The organism is Paenibacillus sp. NPDC058367 (genome assembly GCF_042723305.1).
Classification (GTDB): Bacteria; Bacillota; Bacilli; order Paenibacillales; family Paenibacillaceae; genus Paenibacillus_AQ.
The window spans coordinates 2,364,716-2,384,352 of sequence record NZ_JBHXIZ010000001.1 but is presented as its reverse complement, the minus strand read 5'-3'; the positions used below and the strand labels follow the sequence as shown (position 1 = coordinate 2,384,352).

Here is a 19,637-nt window from a genome sequence, read left to right as displayed (position 1 = left end):
GACCTCAAAGCCCACAGTGAAGTGGAGGATGAGGTCATTTTTATTTGCATAACTTTAATCCCGAATAAGATATCCTTGCCCAAGCTGGATTTCTTTAAAGCCTGCCATGTGGCGAGCTTGAAAGTGGATCGGCTTAAATCCACCTATAATAATGATGTTTTTGATATCCGCAGCCCCATCTGAAGGCAGTGAAAAGGATTTGATATAGGTGAATTCTTCCGCGAGCGTGGTGTGAATCGCGTTAATATGTGGGTCATTTTCACCTTTTCCCATTAGATTCATTAGGAGATACCCTTTGGCATTCAGTTTTGAATACACGATGCTGAAAAATTCACTGGAGATTAAGTGCCTCGGCGTGCCCGCGGCGGTGAAAGCATCCAAGATGATGTAATCATATTTCTGTGGTTCTTCACCTTCAAGGATCTGACGTCCGTCACCGATCACTACGTTATCTTGGATGTATCCAAAATAGCGGCGGCTTAATTCGACTACTTCGCTGTCTAGCTCAGCTACTTTAAATCTTTTGTCTATAAAATGCCCAGCAATCGTTCCAATCCCATGACCTATAAGAAAGGCATCCTCGAAAGAGGGAGCATTGCATTCCATCAAGTGAATGATGGCTCGCGGATATTCAAACACAACTCGTTCTGGGTGATTGAGATCCATCGCACCTTGAATGGCCTGATTGGAAAACTGCATGACGCGGAACGCACCTTGTTCACCGTATAGTTCTGTGGTGTCATAGACGATGATTTCATGATTATCGCTGCTCGTGTGAATCTGTGATTGCAAGTGATCAAACTCCTTATACGATAGAAATTCGTTTATATTCATTGGGTGTAACGCCGACTACACGTTTAAAAAGCTTATTGAAATAGGCAGGATCGCCATATCCAACTTCTGCTCCAATCTCGTGAATCTTTAGGTCAGGGGCATTCTTGAGCAGATGCTTGGCTTTACGTAGCCGGATTTCCGTGATGTAGTCCGTTAATGTAAGTCCAGTCTCTTGTTTGAACAGCTTACTTAGATAGCTTGGTGTCAAAAAAACCATATTCGCTAAGGTGTTCAGATCCGCATGCTGATTATAGTTGGCTGATATCCAGCGCTTTATGGTTTCTACAGCTGTACCGGACATCTCTAGGCGATGGGCTCTGATCTCAAATAGAATGCTTGAGAAATGGTTGGTGAAACCACGCTCGATTTCACTGAAGCTCATACTGGACGCGATGCTTTCATCCAGCCCAAGATAGGGTGCACCTTTGTAGAGGGCCTCAAATTCTTGCAATTCTTTCTGCGCAGATTCAATAACCCATCGACAGACACGGAGAATTTGATCGGGCACAGCTTGTTGTGATTTCAGCACTGAGAATAAGTTATGCACGCGTTCTAAAGCACCCTCCATATTCAGGATCTGCAGATCATGGATTAATGGTTCCTTGATCGCATTAAAAGGCTCAAGGATATTTATCTCAGACTGCTGAATGTTCTGAATATTTGCATAGTGCAGTCGGTCAGGATTATAGATGCCGACGCTGCAGGCTAACTTAGCATCTAGATATGCTTGTCTAAGCTTGGCGGTATCATTATAGGAACTGCTAGTACCTACATGCAGTATCATACCATTGGCAGAGATACGGATTCTGTCGCCGATTTCATTCCTATCGCTGTCTGAGAGTTGCTTTGTAGAATACAGGATACAGACATGCAGTCCATTTTGAATCTCTAAGCTGTCGATACTAAATGCCATCACTTGCCGCAGACTGTCTACACAAAAACAGACGGGTTCTCTTGATCTTCCTTTGAACACAAAGACTGAGAAATAAGGCTGGGGCAAAGTAAGGCTCGACAAAAGCAAGGGTGAAGGGGGCTCGTCGCCTTGAAGAAGGGTCAGTAAGAGACCAGAACGGTGACGTACCTCCTTGTCACGAGAGAACTGCTGCTCTTCCTCTAATTGATAAAGCAGCTCGAATAATTGCTCCTTATCGATTGGCTTTAATAAATAGTCTACTGCAGAGCTGCGTATGGCTTCTCTGGCATAATTAAATTCAACAAATCCACTCATTAGAATGGAGCGGATTTGTGGGTGACTGGCTTTTAATTGCTTAATTAATTCCAAGCCGTTAATTTGCGGCATACGAATATCAGTAATCACAACATCAAGTTGAAGTGAAGGTAACTCGTCAAGTAGATGTTTCCCATCGGAGTAGGTGCCGATGACCAGAAATTCAGTGTTTTCTTTGCTGATCATTCGGGCCAGACCTTCGCGGATCAGGATTTCATCGTCAACAATTGCAATATGCAGCAATCAGAGCATCTCCTCTCCGTAATTCATATCATCTTCACTATGAGTAGTGAAGGTAATGTCCTCAATGCGCAGCGTAACACGAGTACCCACTCCGAGCTTACTCTCTACAAGGAGCCCGAATGAGCTGCCGTAATGCAGACGGATTCTCTCATTCACATTTCGTAGGCCAATACCAAACATTTCACTTTCAGTCCCATTTTGCAGACTATTATTTAAGGAACGAAGGGTAGCTGCATCCATACCGATGCCATCATCTTCTACACAGAATACGACATTTCCATGCTCACTCCATGCGGTGATGCTTAAGGTGCCGAGACCTACTTTTTGATCTAAGCCATGAAAAACTGCGTTCTCCACAATGGGTTGGAAGACAAGCTTGATTACAGGAAGATGTAGAAATTTCTCTGGCACATCAATGTGTAGATTGAACTTATCTGGAAACCGGATTTGAAGCAGATGATAATAATTTCGTACATGATCCAGCTCTTGTCTGATCGTAACGGCTTCTTCGCTTCGGACAATACTGTAACGCATCTGAAGTCCAAGCAAATAGGTGAGTTTCGCTACACGGGGGTCATCGTTGCTCTCTGCCAGCATACGGATAGACTCCAGCGTATTATAAATAAAATGGGGATTGATCTGATTCTGAAGTGCCCTCATATCAGCCTTCTGCTTTCGCTTCTCGGTGAGGGATACTTCCTGCAGCAGATCCTTGACCCTTATGATCATCCGATTAAAATGACTGCCAAGCATTCCAATCTCATCATTATATTTGGAGTGCTGCCAGACATCTAGATTACCGTGCTGTACCCGTTTCATTAGACGGACTAAAGATTTAAGGGGTTTGGTCAGCGCATGTGAGATGAACGTCGCAACACAAAGTGCAAACGCGATAATGATCAGTGTAGTTAATATAAGAGCATTGCGATTCTTCTGTACAGGTGACAGGATACGGGCCAAAGGAATCGTAACCATAGTCGTCCAACCTGTCTGTTTCGAGACAGTATACACTGCAAGATAAGACTGACCATTCATTTCTACTTGAAAATGATCCTGTTGCTGATTCACATGCTGCAGCAAAAGCTGCGTGTTCAGACTTTGCCCCTCGCCAGTTTGCATCGAGTCTGAGGCGTTTTCGCCGTCATAGATCAGTTCTCCGGTATTATCTACAATTAGTGTGTTGCCTTGTGTAACTGCGTTTACGGGATCAATGATCCCCTTAAACAAGTTGATGTCTACATCAAATACGAGAATTCCTATATTGTCTAGCGTGCTTACAGAATTAATGGTGCGAAGTACACTGAAAACCTCTCTATGGACATTGGAGTTTATACGAATCGTATGTCTGCCTTGAATGACAGGAGCGGCCCCAGCTTCTTCACTTAAGGTTCTCCATTCGGCTAGTCGTTCTTCAGGATACAGCTCGTGGATCCCGGGGACTCTATCATAAAAAACAGAATCGTACTGATCCACCATGTACACGGCGATGATCTCTTCCTTCGTATGCTTCAAGTAGCTCAGGAACATCGCCATGCCAGTACTTTTATCCCAGTCGGTATTTTGCTGAGTTAGGTAGAATTGTACATCGGTGTTATACAGCGGTAGCGCTGTGTATCTTTTTAGATCGGCAACATAACGGTCAATGGTATCAGAGGCATTCGATGTCATTTGGTTCGCGCCTTCCGTTGCATTCATAAGAACAGAATTGAACATGGAGCGGGAGGACAAATAACTAACATAAGTGATTGGAAGCGAGATCAGAAAGACAAATACGACGATCAGTTTTCGCTCCATCGGAAGATTGGCAAGGAACAACCACATTTTTCGTAAGGCTAGCCGGATGAATGATACCATTTGCGTTATCCTTTCTTAAAGTGAACTGCCTTATTTAACTGCGCCGCTGGTTACGCCTTCAAAGATGTAACGTTGTAGGAAGAAATATAGAATTATTGTGGGGAGCAGGATAAGCAGAATGGCCGCACAGATCAAATTCCATTCGCCTGAATTGACCCCTTGAAAACGCATCAGGATCGTCGTAACTACGCCCAGGCTTTGTTTTGGCATATATAGATAAGGGATGTACATGTCATTATAGATACTAATTGTCTTCAAGATAATCAAAGTAGCCGTAGCCGGCGTCAATAATGGAAAAATAATCGAGCGATAGATTTTAAAAAGAGATGCACCTTCTACCATCGCGTTCTCATCTAGATCCACGGGAATGTTACGGATAAATTGCAAATAAAGAATAATTTGAATCACATCTGCTCCGATGTATAGCACGATAGGGGCGCCGAGTGTATTATAAAGCCCCATGCTTTTGATGATACCAAAAGTGGCTACTTGCGTCGTGATGCTAGGAATGATAGTGGCTATTAGATAAGCGCCAAAGACAACAGGTTTTAATTTAAAAGAGAAGCGTCCCAGTACAAATGCTACCATAGTTCCAAATAGAATGTTCAGAATTAAAGTAATAGCTATAATAATTAATACGTTACCAAATCCGTTAAGTAAACCTCCACGCTGGAACACCGCAATGAAATTATCGAAATTAAAAAAGCTTTTTGGCAGTGCCATGGAGCTACTACTGTTAAATTCATCAGTCGATTTGAAGGCATTTACGATAACTACATAAGGAGGGAAAAGCACGACAAATACGCCGATGATTAGCGAGAAGTATTTAATAACATCTGTAAAGCGGAATTTGGAGTTTGTCATGTCTATTTGTCTCCTCCCCGGCTAAGAACTAGTTGCTGTACTAATAGTACGATGACGACAAAGAAGAGCAAGATAATACTCATGGCAGAAGCGAGACCATAGTTGTTGTAAGCAAATGCAGTGTCTACAACTTTCTGTACATAAGTTTCGCTGGCGCCTGCAGGACCACCCTTGGTCAATACGAACGGGAGATCAAAGACTTCCAGTGCTCCTGTGACGGTAAGAAATAAGTTAAGCTGAATGACTGGCTTCATATTCGGTAAAGTAATTCTCCAAAGGGTTTGGAAAGGTCCAGCACCATCAATCTTTGAAGCCTCATAGATATCGTTTGGTATGGCCTGCAAGGAGGCGATGTAGATGACCATGTTATAACCCATGAAACGCCAAAATCCTGTGGATGCCAGAGAATAGTTGACCAGTCCTTCTGTTCCAAGCCAGCTGGTCTGTCCTAGTCCGGTTAGACCGATGCTATTCAGGAACATATTCAGAGATCCGTTAGTAGTATCAAAGACATAACCAAACATAAAAGCAACAGCAACTCCGTTCATGATGTAAGGAAGGAAAAGTAAGATTCGGAATGCGTTTTTCCCTTTGAGCTTACTATTCAGAACAACCGCAAAATAAATGGCGACTATGTTCTGAACAATTCCCATAGCGAAGTAAGCAAAGTTATGTGTAAATACTTTGAAAATATCAGGATTAGAGAAGACCTCGCGGTAATTAGCAAGTCCGACCCATGGTTTCTCAGGGCTATAGCCATCCCAATTGGTGAAACTGTAATAGATCAGCTTAAGCGCTGGATAATACGTGAATGTCGCAAGGAGCAACAATGGGATCGTAAGGAATGATACAATGATTATCATTTTTTGTTTGTTATAGGAAAGTGTTCCGAACATCGCTAGCCCTTCTTTCATAAAAGCTTGGTATGGAAAGGCAAAATGGACTATCCGTAAGGGCGATAATCCATTTTGCACCGTGTTGTACTTCTGGTCAAAAGTTTGTATTAATAGCCGAGATCTTTCTTAGCTTTAGTCCAGGCTTTATTCCATTTGTCTAATACAGTTTGCGGATCTTTGGCAAGCACAAATTCCTGTACAACAGCAGGGAGATCTAATTGTGCCTTGTTGCCGATTTCTGTAACCTTCGCATCGTCAACAGTTCCTTCTACTAACTCTACTCCGGTAGCTTGGAATTCTTTTAGCTGAGCCAGATTAGATTCTTTTCCTTTTAGTGGGGAGATAAAGCCCGCGAAGTCCTCATAGCCGGAATCCTCAATCATCCATTTTACGAAAGCTTTGGCAGCTTCTAAATTTTTGCTGTTTTTAGCAACAGCATAGAAGAAGTCAGGGCTAAGAGTAGCGGATGGTTTACCTGAATTGTCATAAGGGAACGGGAAGAAGCCAACATCGTCTGAAGGAGCTCCTACTCCAATAACTTGGTTAATGACCCAGTTGCCGAGATAGTACATGGCGAACTTACCAGAAGCGATGTCTTTTTTCGATTGCTCCCAGTTGGTGGAGTTGATGTCTTTTTCCAGATACCCTTTTTCGTTGAGCTCCTTGAGCAGGCTAAAGGCTTTACCATAGCCGTTGTCCATGGTAAATGGTGTTTCAGAGTTCAGCTTCTCATTAGGGAAGTCGGGGTTGCCTGCAATTAGGCGCGGAGTATCATAAGCCCATGTACCCAGTGGCCATTTATCTTTGAAGTTAGAGGACAGTGGAATGACACCTTTTGCTTTCAGCTTTTCGCAGGCAGCCAGGAATTCATCCCAAGTCTTAGGGGTTTCTGTGATGCCAGCATCCGTAAATGCTTTTTTGTTATAAACAATCCCGGATGTAGAGTTCCCTGTGGTAATTCCGTACAGCTTGCCATCAAAGGATTTGAAGTCTTTAAAGGTGATTTGATCGTTCAGGCCGAGATCATCCAGTGAAGCGAAGTATTTCGGTAGGTCGGAGTTAGGAATGGTAGGAATGAACATAACGTCAGGAAGCTCGCCGCTGGCCATTCTGACTTTAGCCTGTTGATTATAGTCGGTCTGGGAAGCCTCGAATTCGACTTTAACGTTCGGGTATTTTTCATTAAAGCGCTTTAAATATTCATCGTATTCTTTGCCAATCATGTCTGTTCTGTTAGTCAGGAAGGTGATTTTGCCGCTAATGTCAGCTCCTGCTGCAGGTTCGGCTGTTGCGTTGCTTGTTGTGTCACCGCCGGTAGTCTCTGTGTTAGTCGCTGCGGGCTTATCGGTTGCAAAAGCCCCGTTATTGGTGCTGTTGCCATTGTTCGAGCCGCAGCCAGCCAGCGTTGATGATAAAATCATAACCATAACAAAAGATAACGAAAATAACTTATTTCTCATAACTTAATCCCCTGTTCATTATTTTGTTAGCGTTTACATGAACATTATAGCTTTAAATAAAGCGTTTAGAAATGTATTGTATTATTATTTATTGTCTTTATTTGTTTTGTTTGAACGATTATAATTAGTGTATACCTAACGAATGGATAACAAAATACCAAGAATAACAAGTGGATTCAATGAAATGCTAGAAGAGGTATGTTATTTTGAAATATGAATAGGCTTACAAAACTTAAGCAGACGCTTTCGAAGTGAGTTTTGTACGAAGTCACTTGGAGAAGCATATGCTCTACAAAACTTTTAGCAATTAGGAGGATATTATGAAACATCTAGAGATGAATCTTGCGAAGTGGGAATTTAGAAGCTGTGGTGACGAGGAGTGGCTTCCGGCTACTGTGCCAGGCACGGTCCATACGGATTTACTGAAGAACGGAAAGATTGAAGATCCCTTCTATGGAACAAATGAACATAACCTACAATGGATTGATAAGAAGGATTGGGAATATCAAACCACTTTGCAGCTTGGTGAAGAGTGGTTGGAGCTTACTTGCACAGAACTGATTTTTGAAGGTCTTGATACATATGCTGACGTGTATGTGAATAATGTACATGTGCTCGCTGCAGACAATATGTTTTTGGCGTGGAGAGTGGATGTTAAAGATCAGTTGAAGATTGGTGAAAACCATATACTAGTGAGATTCCGCTCTGTAGTTAAAGAGGATCTACCTAAGCTAGAGAAGCTGGGGTATGCGTTACCTGCACCGAATGATCAATCCGAGCTTGGGGGACTAGAGGAACAGCGGATTAGTGTCTTTGCCCGCAAAGCACCTTATCATTACGGCTGGGATTGGGGTCCGCGTTTCTTGACCAGTGGAATATGGCGTAAGGCGGCCCTTAAGGGACGTGATTCAGTTCAAATCATAGATCTCTATATCCGCCAAAATGTGATCACAAAGGAAGAGGCTCAATTAACCGCAATTATTGAAGTAGATGTTCCTGCGGCATGGCAGGGAATGCTGCGAATGAGTGCTGATGGTTTAGAGTCGATGCAAGCGGTTTCCTTAAAGAGCGGCAAGCAACAAATAGAGATGGATATCGTGGTAGATCAGCCGCAGCTCTGGTGGTGTAGAGGGCTGGGCGAGCCACATTTATATACATTCCAAGCGGATTTGGTGAAAGGTAAGGAAGTTGAAGTTAGCAAAAGTGTAAGAACAGGTCTCCGCAGCATTCAATTGATTCGGGAGCGTGATGCGAAAGGGACTTCATTTTCTTTTGTACTGAATGGTGTGTCGGTCTTCGCCAAAGGTGCCAATCATATTCCGAATGACAGCTTCATCACAGAAGTTACTGAGGAGCGGTATCGGCATGAAATTGCCACGGCCGCAGAATCAAACATGAATATGCTGCGAGTGTGGGGCGGCGGTTTTTATGAAGAGGAGATATTTTACAAGCTCTGTGATGAATACGGGCTGTTGGTCTGGCAGGACTTCATGTTCGCTTGCAGCATGTATCCGGGGGATGAAGCGTTTCTTGCGAATGTGAAGAAAGAAGCTGAGTATAACGTCAAAAGATTGCGCAATCATCCCTGCATCACCCTATGGTGTGGCAATAACGAGATTGATTCGGCCTGGTCACAGTTCGAGGAAAATATGGGCTGGGGCTGGAAAGAAAAACTCAGCGCGGAGCAAAGAGCTACAATGTGGGCCGATTATGAGGAAATATTCCACCGGATTCTGCCGGAGGCTGTAGCTGCGTTCCATCCAGGTGTAGACTATTGGCCGTCTTCGCCAATGCGGAATTTGACTGGAGATATGAATCAACACGCGACGCGGATTGTGGACGATGGGGATGTGCATTACTGGGGCGTGTGGCACGGGATTGAGCCTTTTGAGAATTATAATACCAAGGTTGGCCGCTTTATGAGTGAATACGGATTCCAGTCGTTCCCGGAACTAAAGACCGTAATGAGCTATGCTGAAGAGCAAGATTTGGAGCTTACCTCAGAGGTGATGCTGGCTCATCAGAAGAATGGACGCGGAAATCTGCTGATCAAGGAATACATGGATATGTATCTGCCGCAGCCGAAGGATTTTAAAGCATTTCTGTATATGAGTCAAATTCTGCAGGCCGAAGCGATTCGAATCGCGATTGAAAGTCACAGAAGAAATAAACCTTACTGTATGGGCACTTTATACTGGCAAATGAATGATTGCTGGCCGGTCGCCTCTTGGGCGGGGATGGATTACAACGGACGCTGGAAAGCATTGCAATATACCGTGCGCTCAAGCTTTCAAGATGTTCTGTTGTCTATTGACGGTACAGACCGTGAGCGGATTGACGTTCATGTCGTATCTGATTTAAGAACAGCAGTCACCGCTGATTTGGGGCTTAAATTGTATCAGTTTAACGGTTCGGTACTGCGAGAGTGGACACATCCCGTTGAACTGGGAGCCGATTCAGCGGCTATCGTATTCTCGTCTCCAGTGACGGAACTGTTAGAAGGTCATGGATCGAACGATGTATTGCTTGAGATCAGCTTGCAGGCTAATGGCGAGATGATAGATCGTAAGGTGCACTATTTTATCCCGGAAAAAGAAATTCGGTTGCAGCGTTCAGTAATTAACATAATGGAAACTCCAGATAGCGGAGGTCTAAGCTTCACTGTGACAAGCGATGTATTAGCTAGAGGCGTATACCTGACCTCAGAAGATGAAGGAATATTCTCTGACAATTACTTTGATCTTCTCCCAGGGCAGCCCAAGACGATAACGTTCTCGGAATGCGGGAACGATGGAAGGGACTGGATTCCAGGAGCTCCTAAGGGACTGAAGGTTCAATCGATGGTTGATTTTGTGAGCGAAGATTTACTGTAAATCTTAAGGAGAGATAATTTATTTCAAAAGGAAACAAGCCATGAGCTCGGCTCTTGGCTTGTTTTTTGTGTGCTGGTATAAATGTTGTTTTTCCTATTCATACCCCGTTCATGTTAACGTCATGGGGAGTACATCTTCATTGGTTATTCTTACCTTAGTAGTCGGATAGGGCAGTCCAATACACAGAGGATGACAGGAGAAGATACGAGTGAAAATAAAAGAGGGAATAACAACAAAGGTGGGCACGAGAACAAGTAAAATACTAAACATGATACTTAAAGTAATAGGGGCAATAATCATAGCAATCATGCTTTTTCTCGCCATCGTATATACAGTTAATTTGATCAGCAATAAATCGGAACAAAATAAAATAGAACCCTATGGTCAGTTAGTACCCGTAGATGGGAAAAACATGAATATTTTGATTCAAGGACAAGGCGAAGAAACAGTTGTGCTATTACCAGGCTATGGTACAGCAGCACCAGCTCTTGATTTTAAAGCATTAATAGATGAACTGTCGCCGTTTTACAAAGTTGTCATGATTGAGCCTTTTGGGTATGGATTAAGTGATCTGACCAAAAAGGAGCGCAGCACGGAGAATATTGTAAGTGAAATTCATGAAGCTTTACAGGCTCTTAATATTGACCGTTATATTCTAATGAGCCACTCTATTTCAGGCATATATGGACTAGATTATGTTAACAAGTATGAAAATGAAGTGAGTGCATTTGTCGGGCTTGATAGTAGTGTTCCATCGATAAGCGAGAGGAAGATCGAAGCTTCGGAATTAAGAACTATAAATCTGCTCAAAAAATCAGGTTTAATCAGATTGCAAATGAAATTTAGTGCTGACCCCATTGCTGAACTACCATTTGATGATAAAACAAAAGAACAAATGAGACTGATCAATCGCAAAAACATATTTAATCCCACCCAATTAAATGAAGCTGGAATGATGTATTCTAATTTTAAATCAGCTGAAAGCTTAACATTTCCTAAAAATCTTCCTCTTATTTTCTTTATACAAGCGAATCAACCAGCAACGGATAGATGGATACCAGAGCATGAAAAGCAAGTAAAAGACTCTGTACATGGAAAAGTGCTGACATTTGAAGAAGGACATTATTTATATCGTACTAAAGCAAAAGAGATCGTAGAAAACTTCAGAGTATTTATGGAAGAAGCTAAGTAAATGACTGTTTGAGCCGAACGAACTTCAGGGTTTTCTCTGATTGTCGTTCGGTTTTTTCTCGTTCAACGTGTAAGGAATTATGATCCAAAAGCCTGACGGTACTTTACGGGGGACATCCCCTCGAACGTTCTGAACACTTTAATGAAATAGCTGGACTGGGCAAAACCGGACTGAGTCGCAACCTGAGCAATGGAGAGTCCAGTAGAGACCAGTAGAAGCTTGGCTCTGGCCAGACGACAATCCGTTAAATAACGGTTTGGTGTTTTGCCCATAACCATTCGGAACAGCCGTAGAAAATGATAGCTGCTGTACCCGGTTAGTCTTGCCATCGACTCCAGTGACCAAGGACGGGCACATTCGACATGAATGATATCTGCGGCACTGCGGATAGACTGCCTGACCTCGTGCGGTACTGAGCCGTGAAGCGGTTCGGAGTTCTGCAGCAATTTCACTAGAAGCTCATACAGAAGCGCGGATAGCCTTGGCTCACTACGTGTTACATAGGAAGCGCTCAGCAAGTACATTTCCTCGAATAGCTCGTCCAGCTTAGCGTCCAAATCAAAAGTGAACAGGTATGCACTAGACTGGTCCACTTCTTCTAATAAGGGGAGTACAATTTCAGTGCTAAAATGAACCCAACGAACATCCCAAGGCTCCCCAGGATCTGAGCCGTACTGCTGATAAGCCCCTTTAGGATAAAGAAAACCTCGTCCTCTGCTCATCGGAATACGTTCGCCCTCATGGAATACATAACCCTCCCCACCAAAAATTAAATGCAGGTTATAGCTTCCCAGAAACCCCTCACTTCTTCTCTCGGTATGCTGTGGAAAGTGACTGTAATGTCCCAGAAATTCAGGATAACAGACATATTTTGAAAAAGCCGGTGTCGGCAAATACCATTGTTTCTTCATGTTATGTGGCACCCATTTCTATCGCGCTACAGAGCGCTAGTTGGATTGAAGTAATTAACGCAAGATTGTGATACGATCGCAATATTTTGTTATATATGCCTTATTAACACTGATACTACAATAGAATTATAAAATATTGAAAGCATATTTTTAATACTTTGGAGGTAATCATGAAGAAACCTGTCGCAACAGAAAAATTCGAGCTTGGCGTCTGTTATTATCCGGAACACTGGCCGGAAAGCATGTGGGAGGACGATTATCGCCGGATGAGGGAACTAGGCTTTACAATCATTCGGATTGGGGAGTTTGCTTGGTCTATTTTTGAACCTACTGAGGGTGAGTTTCAGTTCGGGCTCTTTGATCGGGCGATTGATTTAGCTCATAAACATGGTCTTCAGGTTGTGCTCGGTACGCCGACGGCAACACCTCCAGCTTGGCTGACCCATAAGTATCCAGAAGTATTAAACGTGACGTATGAAGGTGTTACCCTACAGCATGGCATGCGCCGTCATTATAATTACAGTAGCCCCAAATACCGTGAGCTGTGTGCTCGGATTACGGAACAGATGGCTGAACATTATGGCAATCATCCAGGTGTGGTCGGTTGGCAAATTGATAATGAGCTCAACTGCGAGATCAGTGAATTTTATTCAGAGAGTGACCATAAGGCTTTCCGGGAATGGCTGCAGCAGAAATATGTCACGCTTGAGCGGCTAAACGAGGCTTGGGGGGCTGTTTTTTGGAATCAGAGTTATAGTGATTGGTCTCAGGTGTATCTTCCGCGTCCTACCCCGTCACCCAAGCAGCCCAATCCCCATCAGGCTTTGGATGAAAAGCGGTTTATATCGGAAAATACGATTTCTTTTGCCAAAAACCAAGCGGACATCATCCGTAAACTTGCCCCTAAGCAGTGGGTAACAACGAACGGTCTGTTCGGGCATCTCGACAGCCATGAATTGACGGATGAATTACTGGATTTCTTCAGCTATGATTCCTATCCGCAGTTCTCGACTATTTTTTATGATCCGAATGAGCGGAATCCGCTGAATGACAGAGGCTGGGGACTTTCATTATCTGTTGTCCGTTCTATTTCCCCTAATTTCTGTATTATGGAGCAGCAGTCGGGACCGGGTGGCTGGGTGAACCGGATGGATATGCCATCTCCGAAGCCGGGACAGATGCGGTTATGGACCTATCAATCGATCGCTCATGGCGCAGATATGGTACTTTATTTCCGCTGGCGGACAGCCACGATGGGCAATGAAATTTATTGGCATGGCATTAACGACTACCATAACCAGCCGAACCGAAGAGTACGGGAAGCGGGACAGATCGGTCAAGAGCTGGCGGGGGCAGGGCAAGCACTTATCGGCACCCGTAATCAGGCTAACGTTGCTATTGTTCGTGATTATGCTAATGAGTGGGATGGAGAGTATGATGTGTGGCATGGTCCATTTATGTGGAAGAGCAATAAGGAGTGGTACAAGGCACTCCAGCGGAAGCATATCCCGAATGACGTACTCTATTTACGCAAAAAGACGACGCTGGAAGAGCTCGCACGGTACGATGTGCTTATCTATCCTCACCCGGCAATTATGACAGATGAGACAGCGTCGCTTCTGGATGAATACGTTCAGCAAGGTGGAAAACTGATCTTCGGATGCAGAACCGGCTATAAGGATGAACGCGGCCAATGCTATATGCGTCCTTTCCCAGGTGCTGCTAGAGATCTATGCGGGATCACAGTCGAAGAATTCACAATGGTTAAAGGTAGTCGTCAGCCAACGACGATTAGCTGGTCGGGTGCGGCAGAAGGGGTTACTGGGGCAGATGATTTTAATGATATTCTCCGGATTGAGGATGATTCGGTCGAAGTCATGGCGGTCTATGCCTCGGATTATTACGCTGGGAAGCCAGCAGTTACGAGAAATCGTCGCGGCAAGGGCGAGGTTTGGTATTACGGAGCAGTATTTAATGAAGAGGCAGCGTCCATAATCATAGATCAAGTCAGCCTGCAGTCGCCAGCAGATTGGCTGGTGCTCCCTGAAGATGTAGAGCTGCAAGTTCGTAACGGGACTTCTTCCAGTTATACTTTTTTGCTTAATTATAGTGAAGCTCCTGTCGCGATCCATCTTCATGAGACCAAAACGGATTTACTGAGCGGGACAACGTTATCGGGTGAGGTTACTATGGAAGGCTTTGGTGTATTGATTTTGCATTAATGCAATGAATAAAAGCTAATGTAATAAATAGAGGTACGTATTAGGAAACTAATATGTAACTCTATTTTTTTATAGAAGATATTCAAAAGGATACTTTTTAAATATAGTTATTAATTCCAACAAAATACAACGAGCAACAGGTACAATATAAAGAATATTCTAGATTTGAAGGAGGGAAGTCTTATGATCATTGAAGCTGAGAAAGTATTGCTGCAGTATTCGTTCATCGATCCCATCATTGAATTCATTAGACATAATGAGAATATTACATTTAAAGTGACCGACAAAACGGATAACAAGAATTATTTGTTACGTATACATAAACCAATATCGGAAGGGTTCTCAGGCTTACAACATACTCGAGATGGATTACAGGCAGAAATGTTTTTTCTGCGAGAAATCGATCAGAAGAACATACTAAAAGTTCAAAGACCTGTTCTAAATCAAAAAGGGGAACTGGTTACTGAATATAGTTCGGAGCAATTTGGGGCTAGTTTGGCCACTCTTTTAGAATGGATCGAAGGCTCGACGCTAACCCAAGATGAAGATAACATTGAACAGATTGTTTATAGATTAGGTAGAAATCTTGCTAGTTTACATGAATTCTCACGAACGCTAATGCCCTTGGAGTTACATAGACCTGTATACAATGTCACAAAGATTGATGAAACTTTAATAGAACTTGGAAAGGGAACAGACAAAGGAGCCCTTAATCAGGAGGATTACGAAGTTATTAGTAGCGTTCTACTCGTAGTAAAAGAACAATTAGCAGAGCTAGACGCTAGGGACAATTCATGGGGATTCATTCATGCTGATTTTCAACTGGGCAATGTCGTTGTGTCAGAACAAAATCCTATCTTAATAGATTATTGTTTATTTGGTTATGGTTACTACCTGTTTGATTTGGGCTCTGCATCTTCCATGTTGAAAAGTGAGCTGCGCAAAACGCTTTTGGAGGGTTATGCTTCTAAATCAAGCTTTTCGCTTGATGAGATTCGGTACATTGAAGGACAAATATTTATGGATATTTTTATTAGTTACGTATTTTTTATTCATGACTCTGAGAGGAACGGTTGGATAAAAGAGCACGCCTCCAAAATATGCAGCACGTTATGTCGGGATTTTCTTGAGGGGAAAGAGGTATATTATTCGTTTTAACGATGGTGTGATATTCTAATGGGGAATGAAAAATGAAGGGACTGAACTATGCGCAGAGATCATTATTTTTAAACCAACTATTAAAATTTAATGGAGGTAAAAATAATGTTAACTACAGAGTTACACACAGAACGATTACATTTAAGAAAAATGAAGGTAGCGGATTCGCCAAGTTTGTTTAAAATTTGGTCTGATCCAGAGGTTACCAAGTTCATGAATATTGATAGTTTTACTGATGAAAATCAGGCAAAAGATATGATAAAACTTCTTGATGAATTTTCTCTAGCTAACAAAGCTATTCGTTTCTCTATAATTGAAATGGAATCCAATGAAATCATAGGTTCTTGTGGTTTTAATTCCTTAGACTTTGAAAATGAGAAAGCGGAGATTGGATATGACATTGCTAGAGCATTTTGGGGAAGAGGCTATGCTTCAGAAGCTATAAGTGCTTTGTTAGATTACGCATTCTCAACTTTGAAGCTGAATCGAATCGAAGCAAAAGTGGAACCCGAAAACGTGAATTCAGTAAAAGTCTTGCAAAAGCTGAACTTTATGTTTGAGGGAACCTTAAGAAGGTATGAAAGAGTAAACGGAAAGTTTATAGATCTCAATATGTATTCAAAATTAATAACAGATTGATTATTTAATCCCAGAGGTTATATAGGTCTCCATAAGGAATAAAAACTTATTCACTATAAATATAGGAGTTGACCAGATGGAGACAATATTAACAGAGGAAATGATCTTGGATGACCTACTAAAAACATTTCATCGTTTATTCGGTTTGAATGTAATTGAAACTACTTCGATAAAACGAGGCTGGTTAAACTTAAAGTGGAAAGTTACGACGGATGCAGGGGAATTGTTACTTAAACAATACAATAAAGAAAGATATAAATTATATAAGTCAGAGGAGATATTGTTAGCACTCTCTCAACAGATTAGATTGTATGACCAAGATCTAGCGTGCCCCAAAGTGTTATCACAGAATGAAAGTATTTTGCTTGAATCTGATAATGGAGAACGCTTCCTGGTGATGGAGTATTGCCAGGGAAAATTAATTTCACCAGGTAAAATCAATGTCCATCAAATATATGATTTAGGTCGAGCAACAGGAAAAATGCATCGATTGTTAAATGACGGGACACTTGGCATTAAAAATAGTCCGCAATTTATTCCTCCAAGTCGTGAGGAGCGCTTAGCACATTGGAACTCCGTTTGGGAAAAGACTAAGGGACTTGGTAAACCTCAGCTGCTTGCTGAGATAGAAACTCAATTTAAAGCTACTGAAGAAATGAATATAGAACCACTCGAATTACTTCAAACAGGATGGGCACATCGTGACCTTTGGGTAGATAATCTTTTATTTAATGATAACGGATTATCTGCAATTCTAGATTTTGATCGACTAAAATATGACTATCCGCAGCTTGATGTAGCTCGTGCTGTGATGTCATGTGCCTTAGATGATAATTTAGATGTCTCCCTGGCTTCGGCGTTTATGGAAGGGTACAGTGAGGAACGCGACGTGGTAGAGGGCTATTTAACACATTCATTACAGTTGTTGTGGTATATGGAAAGCACATGGTGGATTAATGCTAACATGGATCAACATAGTGTACCGCCAGCTCGCTTTGCGAAGGAAATGATTTGGCTTGCAGAAAATCAAAAAAATATGTCCGCTTTGTTAGGAAATCTTTAGAATCTCCATAATTAGCAGCGACAGTTTAGGGCTTGCTTTTCCACGTCCATGACTGCCGCTGTTTCTATTATTGAGGTAATTCGATAAGAACAAAACCTTTTTCCCCATAATCTACATTGACTTGGGTTTGTCTCACCCCTATGATGATTATTAATATAAAATAAATGGCACGAAGAGGAGCGAAACATCATGGCTTTGGAGATCGAACGCAAGTTTCTGCTGCCGGAATTTCCGGAGCAGCTTATTCAAGAAGGCGAATTGAAGATTGTGACCCGGCATAATATCGATCAGACCTATCTGGCGATAGACGGCGGACAAGAGCTGCGTGTGCGTAAAATTACGGATCTGGACTCAGGTGAGGTAACGTATACACACACGTTTAAGGATGGCAAAGGGATCAAGCGCGAAGAGATCGAATATTTTATCTCAGAGGGTTTATATAATCAGATGATTGAGGCGGTTAATGCGGTAGCCTTGGTCAAAGAGCGGATTACGGCGGTGTGGAATGGCACAACGGTTGAGATCGACGTCTATTCTCAGCTGAAATTGTCCGTTCTGGAGGTTGAATTTGAATCTTTGGAGGAAGCGGAAAGCTTCAAGGCGCCGGAATGGTTCGGCAAGGATGTCAGCACGGAACGGCAGTACAGCAACAAAACCGTCTGGAAAGAGCTGCAAAATAAGACAAAGAATTAACGGACTTTAGCGCGTAAACGTGGTAGTATATAGGGAAAACAGGCAACGATTAAGTGAAACTTATATTTATATATAGTATATGAGGGGTTCAGGAGGATGAGCATGAAGTATATAAGCACAAGAGGCAATGTGGAACCTAAAGGCTTTATCGATACGGTGTTGATGGGACTTGCCGATGACGGCGGATTGATGGTTCCTTCCGAGATTCCTGTCGTTTCAGCAGCTACTTTAGAAGAGTGGAGAAGTCTTAGCTATCAGGAATTGTTCCTGAAGATTTTCGCCTATTACACTAATGATGAGATTCCTTTAGAAGATTTGCAGGAAATGGTCAATACTAGTTATGGCAATTTCCGCACGCCGGAAGTAACGCCTATTCACCAAGTGAATGATTCCCTGTATGTACTGGAATTGTTCCATGGCCCTACTTTTGCCTTCAAAGATGTAGCACTGCAGTTTATGGGTGAGCTGTACTCGTATATTTCCAAAAAGCAGAACAAGATCATCCACATCCTCGGAGCAACCTCGGGGGATACTGGGGCGGCTGCGATTCAGGGTGTCCGCGGCAAAGAAGGAATCAAGATCTGTATTCTTCATCCGCATGGTAAGGTTAGTAAAGTGCAGGAGCTGCAGATGACTACGGTTGATGACAGCAATGTACTGAACCTGTCTGTTCATGGTAACTTTGATGATTGCCAAAAGGTGATTAAGGATCTGTTCGCGGATCTCGACTTTAAGAGTCGCTATCATCTGCGTGCGATCAACTCCATTAACTTTGTACGTATTCTGGCGCAGACTGTCTATTATTTCTATGCGTATTTGCATGTCGATGGCAGCAGTGAGAAGAAGATTAACATCAGCGTGCCTTCCGGCAACTTCGGTAATATTTTCTCCGGATATTTGGCGAAGCAAATGGGATTACCAATTAACAAGCTGATTATTGCTACGAATGAAAATAACATCTTGGAGCGTTTCGTGAACACGGGTGAATACAAACCGGGCAGCTTCACAAGCACATACAGTCCTTCGATGGATATCCAAGTGGCGAGCAATTTTGAGCGTTATCTATATTATTTGGTAGGCGAGGATTCCGAGAAACTATCCGCGTATATGTCCAAGCTGCAAACCGAGGGCAAGATTACGGTTGAAGGTGAGGCGCTTCAGCAGGTGCAGAAGGATTTTGCAGCGCTTGGCGTGAAGAATGATCAATGCTTGAATACAATTGCTAAGTATCAAAAAGAATATAGCTACCTACTTGATCCGCATACTGCATGTGGAATCGCAGCTTACGAAGCTTTTAATGGCTCGGATGAGATTGGGATTACCTTCGCGACCGCACATCCAGCTAAGTTTGATGAGGCGATTACTCTGATTGACATTAAGCAGGAATTCCCGGCACAAATTAAAGCGTTGTTCGAGATGCCACAACACCAAACCGTAGTGGATCATGACAAGGATGAAATTGTGCGTCAATTGCAGGCTTTTTATAAATAAGTTGTAAGTCCATATG

Annotated in this window: 15 protein-coding genes; 8 read left to right on the top strand and 7 right to left on the bottom strand. The window is 42.7% G+C overall.

Annotated features, from left to right (window positions below; translation table 11 throughout):
• Positions 1 to 54: 54 nt before the first annotated feature.
• The 6 genes from ACFWMP_RS10375 to ACFWMP_RS10350 form a co-directional block, all read right to left on the bottom strand.
• The gene (locus ACFWMP_RS10375; RefSeq protein WP_379423424.1) at positions 55 to 834 is read right to left on the bottom strand and encodes a spermidine synthase; all 780 of its coding nucleotides are present in this window, start codon (positions 832 to 834) and stop codon (positions 55 to 57) included.
• Positions 806 to 2,305, bottom strand: coding sequence for a response regulator transcription factor (locus tag ACFWMP_RS10370; RefSeq protein WP_379423420.1), 1,500 nt, complete (start codon positions 2,303 to 2,305; stop codon positions 806 to 808). Before ACFWMP_RS10370 ends, ACFWMP_RS10375 begins: the two co-directional genes overlap by 29 nt.
• Positions 2,306 to 4,159 carry a sensor histidine kinase gene (locus ACFWMP_RS10365; protein WP_379423418.1) on the bottom strand — a complete coding sequence of 618 codons (1,854 nt, stop codon included), beginning with the start codon at positions 4,157 to 4,159 and terminating at the stop codon, positions 2,306 to 2,308.
• 30 nt (positions 4,160 to 4,189) lie between these two features.
• A complete protein-coding gene (locus tag ACFWMP_RS10360) occupies positions 4,190 to 5,023 on the bottom strand; it encodes a carbohydrate ABC transporter permease (protein WP_042185023.1) in 834 nt (277 codons plus the stop codon).
• Positions 5,024 to 5,025: 2 nt separating this feature from the next.
• Positions 5,026 to 5,919, bottom strand: coding sequence for a carbohydrate ABC transporter permease (locus ACFWMP_RS10355; RefSeq protein ID WP_042185025.1), 894 nt, complete (start codon positions 5,917 to 5,919; stop codon positions 5,026 to 5,028).
• A 107-nt stretch (positions 5,920 to 6,026) separates the two neighbouring features.
• Positions 6,027 to 7,379 carry an ABC transporter substrate-binding protein gene (locus tag ACFWMP_RS10350; RefSeq protein ID WP_379423415.1) on the bottom strand — a complete coding sequence of 451 codons (1,353 nt, stop codon included), beginning with the start codon at positions 7,377 to 7,379 and terminating at the stop codon, positions 6,027 to 6,029.
• 320 nt (positions 7,380 to 7,699) lie between these two features.
• On the opposite strand from ACFWMP_RS10350, the gene ACFWMP_RS10345 reads away from it, so the two are divergent.
• Both ACFWMP_RS10345 and ACFWMP_RS10340 read left to right on the top strand, forming a co-directional pair.
• Positions 7,700 to 10,252 (top strand): beta-mannosidase, encoded by a 2,553-nt coding sequence (locus ACFWMP_RS10345; protein WP_379423413.1) that lies wholly within the window; start codon positions 7,700 to 7,702, stop codon positions 10,250 to 10,252.
• Positions 10,253 to 10,520: 268 nt separating this feature from the next.
• Positions 10,521 to 11,444: an alpha/beta fold hydrolase gene (locus ACFWMP_RS10340; protein WP_379423591.1), complete on the top strand. Its 924-nt coding sequence runs from the start codon at positions 10,521 to 10,523 to the stop codon at positions 11,442 to 11,444.
• 77 nt (positions 11,445 to 11,521) lie between these two features.
• Here the strand turns inward: ACFWMP_RS10340 and ACFWMP_RS10335 are convergent, their stop codons facing one another.
• Complete coding sequence (locus ACFWMP_RS10335; RefSeq protein WP_379423411.1) at positions 11,522 to 12,355, bottom strand: helix-turn-helix transcriptional regulator; 834 nt, start codon at positions 12,353 to 12,355, stop codon at positions 11,522 to 11,524.
• A gap of 170 nt (positions 12,356 to 12,525) precedes the next feature.
• Here ACFWMP_RS10335 and ACFWMP_RS10330 point away from each other — a divergent pair, with 170 nt between their 5' ends.
• From ACFWMP_RS10330 to thrC, 6 genes are all read left to right on the top strand, one after another.
• Positions 12,526 to 14,577: a beta-galactosidase gene (locus tag ACFWMP_RS10330; RefSeq protein WP_379423409.1), complete on the top strand. Its 2,052-nt coding sequence runs from the start codon at positions 12,526 to 12,528 to the stop codon at positions 14,575 to 14,577.
• Between the two features lie 183 nt (positions 14,578 to 14,760).
• Positions 14,761 to 15,735, top strand: coding sequence for a phosphotransferase enzyme family protein (locus ACFWMP_RS10325; protein WP_379423407.1), 975 nt, complete (start codon positions 14,761 to 14,763; stop codon positions 15,733 to 15,735).
• Positions 15,736 to 15,825: 90 nt separating this feature from the next.
• Entirely contained in the window at positions 15,826 to 16,374 is a 549-nt protein-coding gene (locus ACFWMP_RS10320) for a GNAT family N-acetyltransferase (protein WP_379423405.1), read from the top strand.
• 76 nt (positions 16,375 to 16,450) lie between these two features.
• The gene (locus ACFWMP_RS10315) at positions 16,451 to 17,437 is read left to right on the top strand and encodes a phosphotransferase (protein ID WP_076299092.1); all 987 of its coding nucleotides are present in this window, start codon (positions 16,451 to 16,453) and stop codon (positions 17,435 to 17,437) included.
• Positions 17,438 to 17,626: 189 nt separating this feature from the next.
• Entirely contained in the window at positions 17,627 to 18,130 is a 504-nt protein-coding gene (locus ACFWMP_RS10310; RefSeq protein ID WP_076283838.1) for a CYTH domain-containing protein, read from the top strand.
• Positions 18,131 to 18,232: 102 nt separating this feature from the next.
• Positions 18,233 to 19,621 (top strand): threonine synthase, encoded by a 1,389-nt coding sequence (gene thrC, locus ACFWMP_RS10305; RefSeq protein ID WP_042185043.1) that lies wholly within the window; start codon positions 18,233 to 18,235, stop codon positions 19,619 to 19,621.
• Positions 19,622 to 19,637 lie beyond the last annotated feature (16 nt).

Bases quoted from the DNA above. Each gene is read 5' to 3' on its own strand.
- ACFWMP_RS10375 (WP_379423424.1), bottom strand. From the start codon at position 834: ATGAATATAAACGAATTTCTATCGTATAAGGAGTTTGATCACTTGCAA.
- ACFWMP_RS10365 (WP_379423418.1), bottom strand. From the start codon at position 4,159: ATGGTATCATTCATCCGGCTAGCCTTACGAAAAATGTGGTTGTTCCTT.
- ACFWMP_RS10360 (WP_042185023.1), bottom strand. From the start codon at position 5,023: ATGACAAACTCCAAATTCCGCTTTACAGATGTTATTAAATACTTCTCG.
- ACFWMP_RS10355 (WP_042185025.1), bottom strand. From the start codon at position 5,919: ATGTTCGGAACACTTTCCTATAACAAACAAAAAATGATAATCATTGTA.
- ACFWMP_RS10350 (WP_379423415.1), bottom strand. From the start codon at position 7,379: ATGAGAAATAAGTTATTTTCGTTATCTTTTGTTATGGTTATGATTTTA.
- ACFWMP_RS10345 (WP_379423413.1), top strand. From the start codon at position 7,700: ATGAAACATCTAGAGATGAATCTTGCGAAGTGGGAATTTAGAAGCTGT.
- ACFWMP_RS10340 (WP_379423591.1), top strand. From the start codon at position 10,521: ATGATACTTAAAGTAATAGGGGCAATAATCATAGCAATCATGCTTTTT.
- ACFWMP_RS10335 (WP_379423411.1), bottom strand. From the start codon at position 12,355: ATGAAGAAACAATGGTATTTGCCGACACCGGCTTTTTCAAAATATGTC.
- ACFWMP_RS10330 (WP_379423409.1), top strand. From the start codon at position 12,526: ATGAAGAAACCTGTCGCAACAGAAAAATTCGAGCTTGGCGTCTGTTAT.
- ACFWMP_RS10325 (WP_379423407.1), top strand. From the start codon at position 14,761: ATGATCATTGAAGCTGAGAAAGTATTGCTGCAGTATTCGTTCATCGAT.
- ACFWMP_RS10320 (WP_379423405.1), top strand. From the start codon at position 15,826: ATGGAGGTAAAAATAATGTTAACTACAGAGTTACACACAGAACGATTA.
- ACFWMP_RS10315 (WP_076299092.1), top strand. From the start codon at position 16,451: ATGGAGACAATATTAACAGAGGAAATGATCTTGGATGACCTACTAAAA.
- ACFWMP_RS10310 (WP_076283838.1), top strand. From the start codon at position 17,627: ATGGCTTTGGAGATCGAACGCAAGTTTCTGCTGCCGGAATTTCCGGAG.
- thrC (WP_042185043.1), top strand. From the start codon at position 18,233: ATGAAGTATATAAGCACAAGAGGCAATGTGGAACCTAAAGGCTTTATC.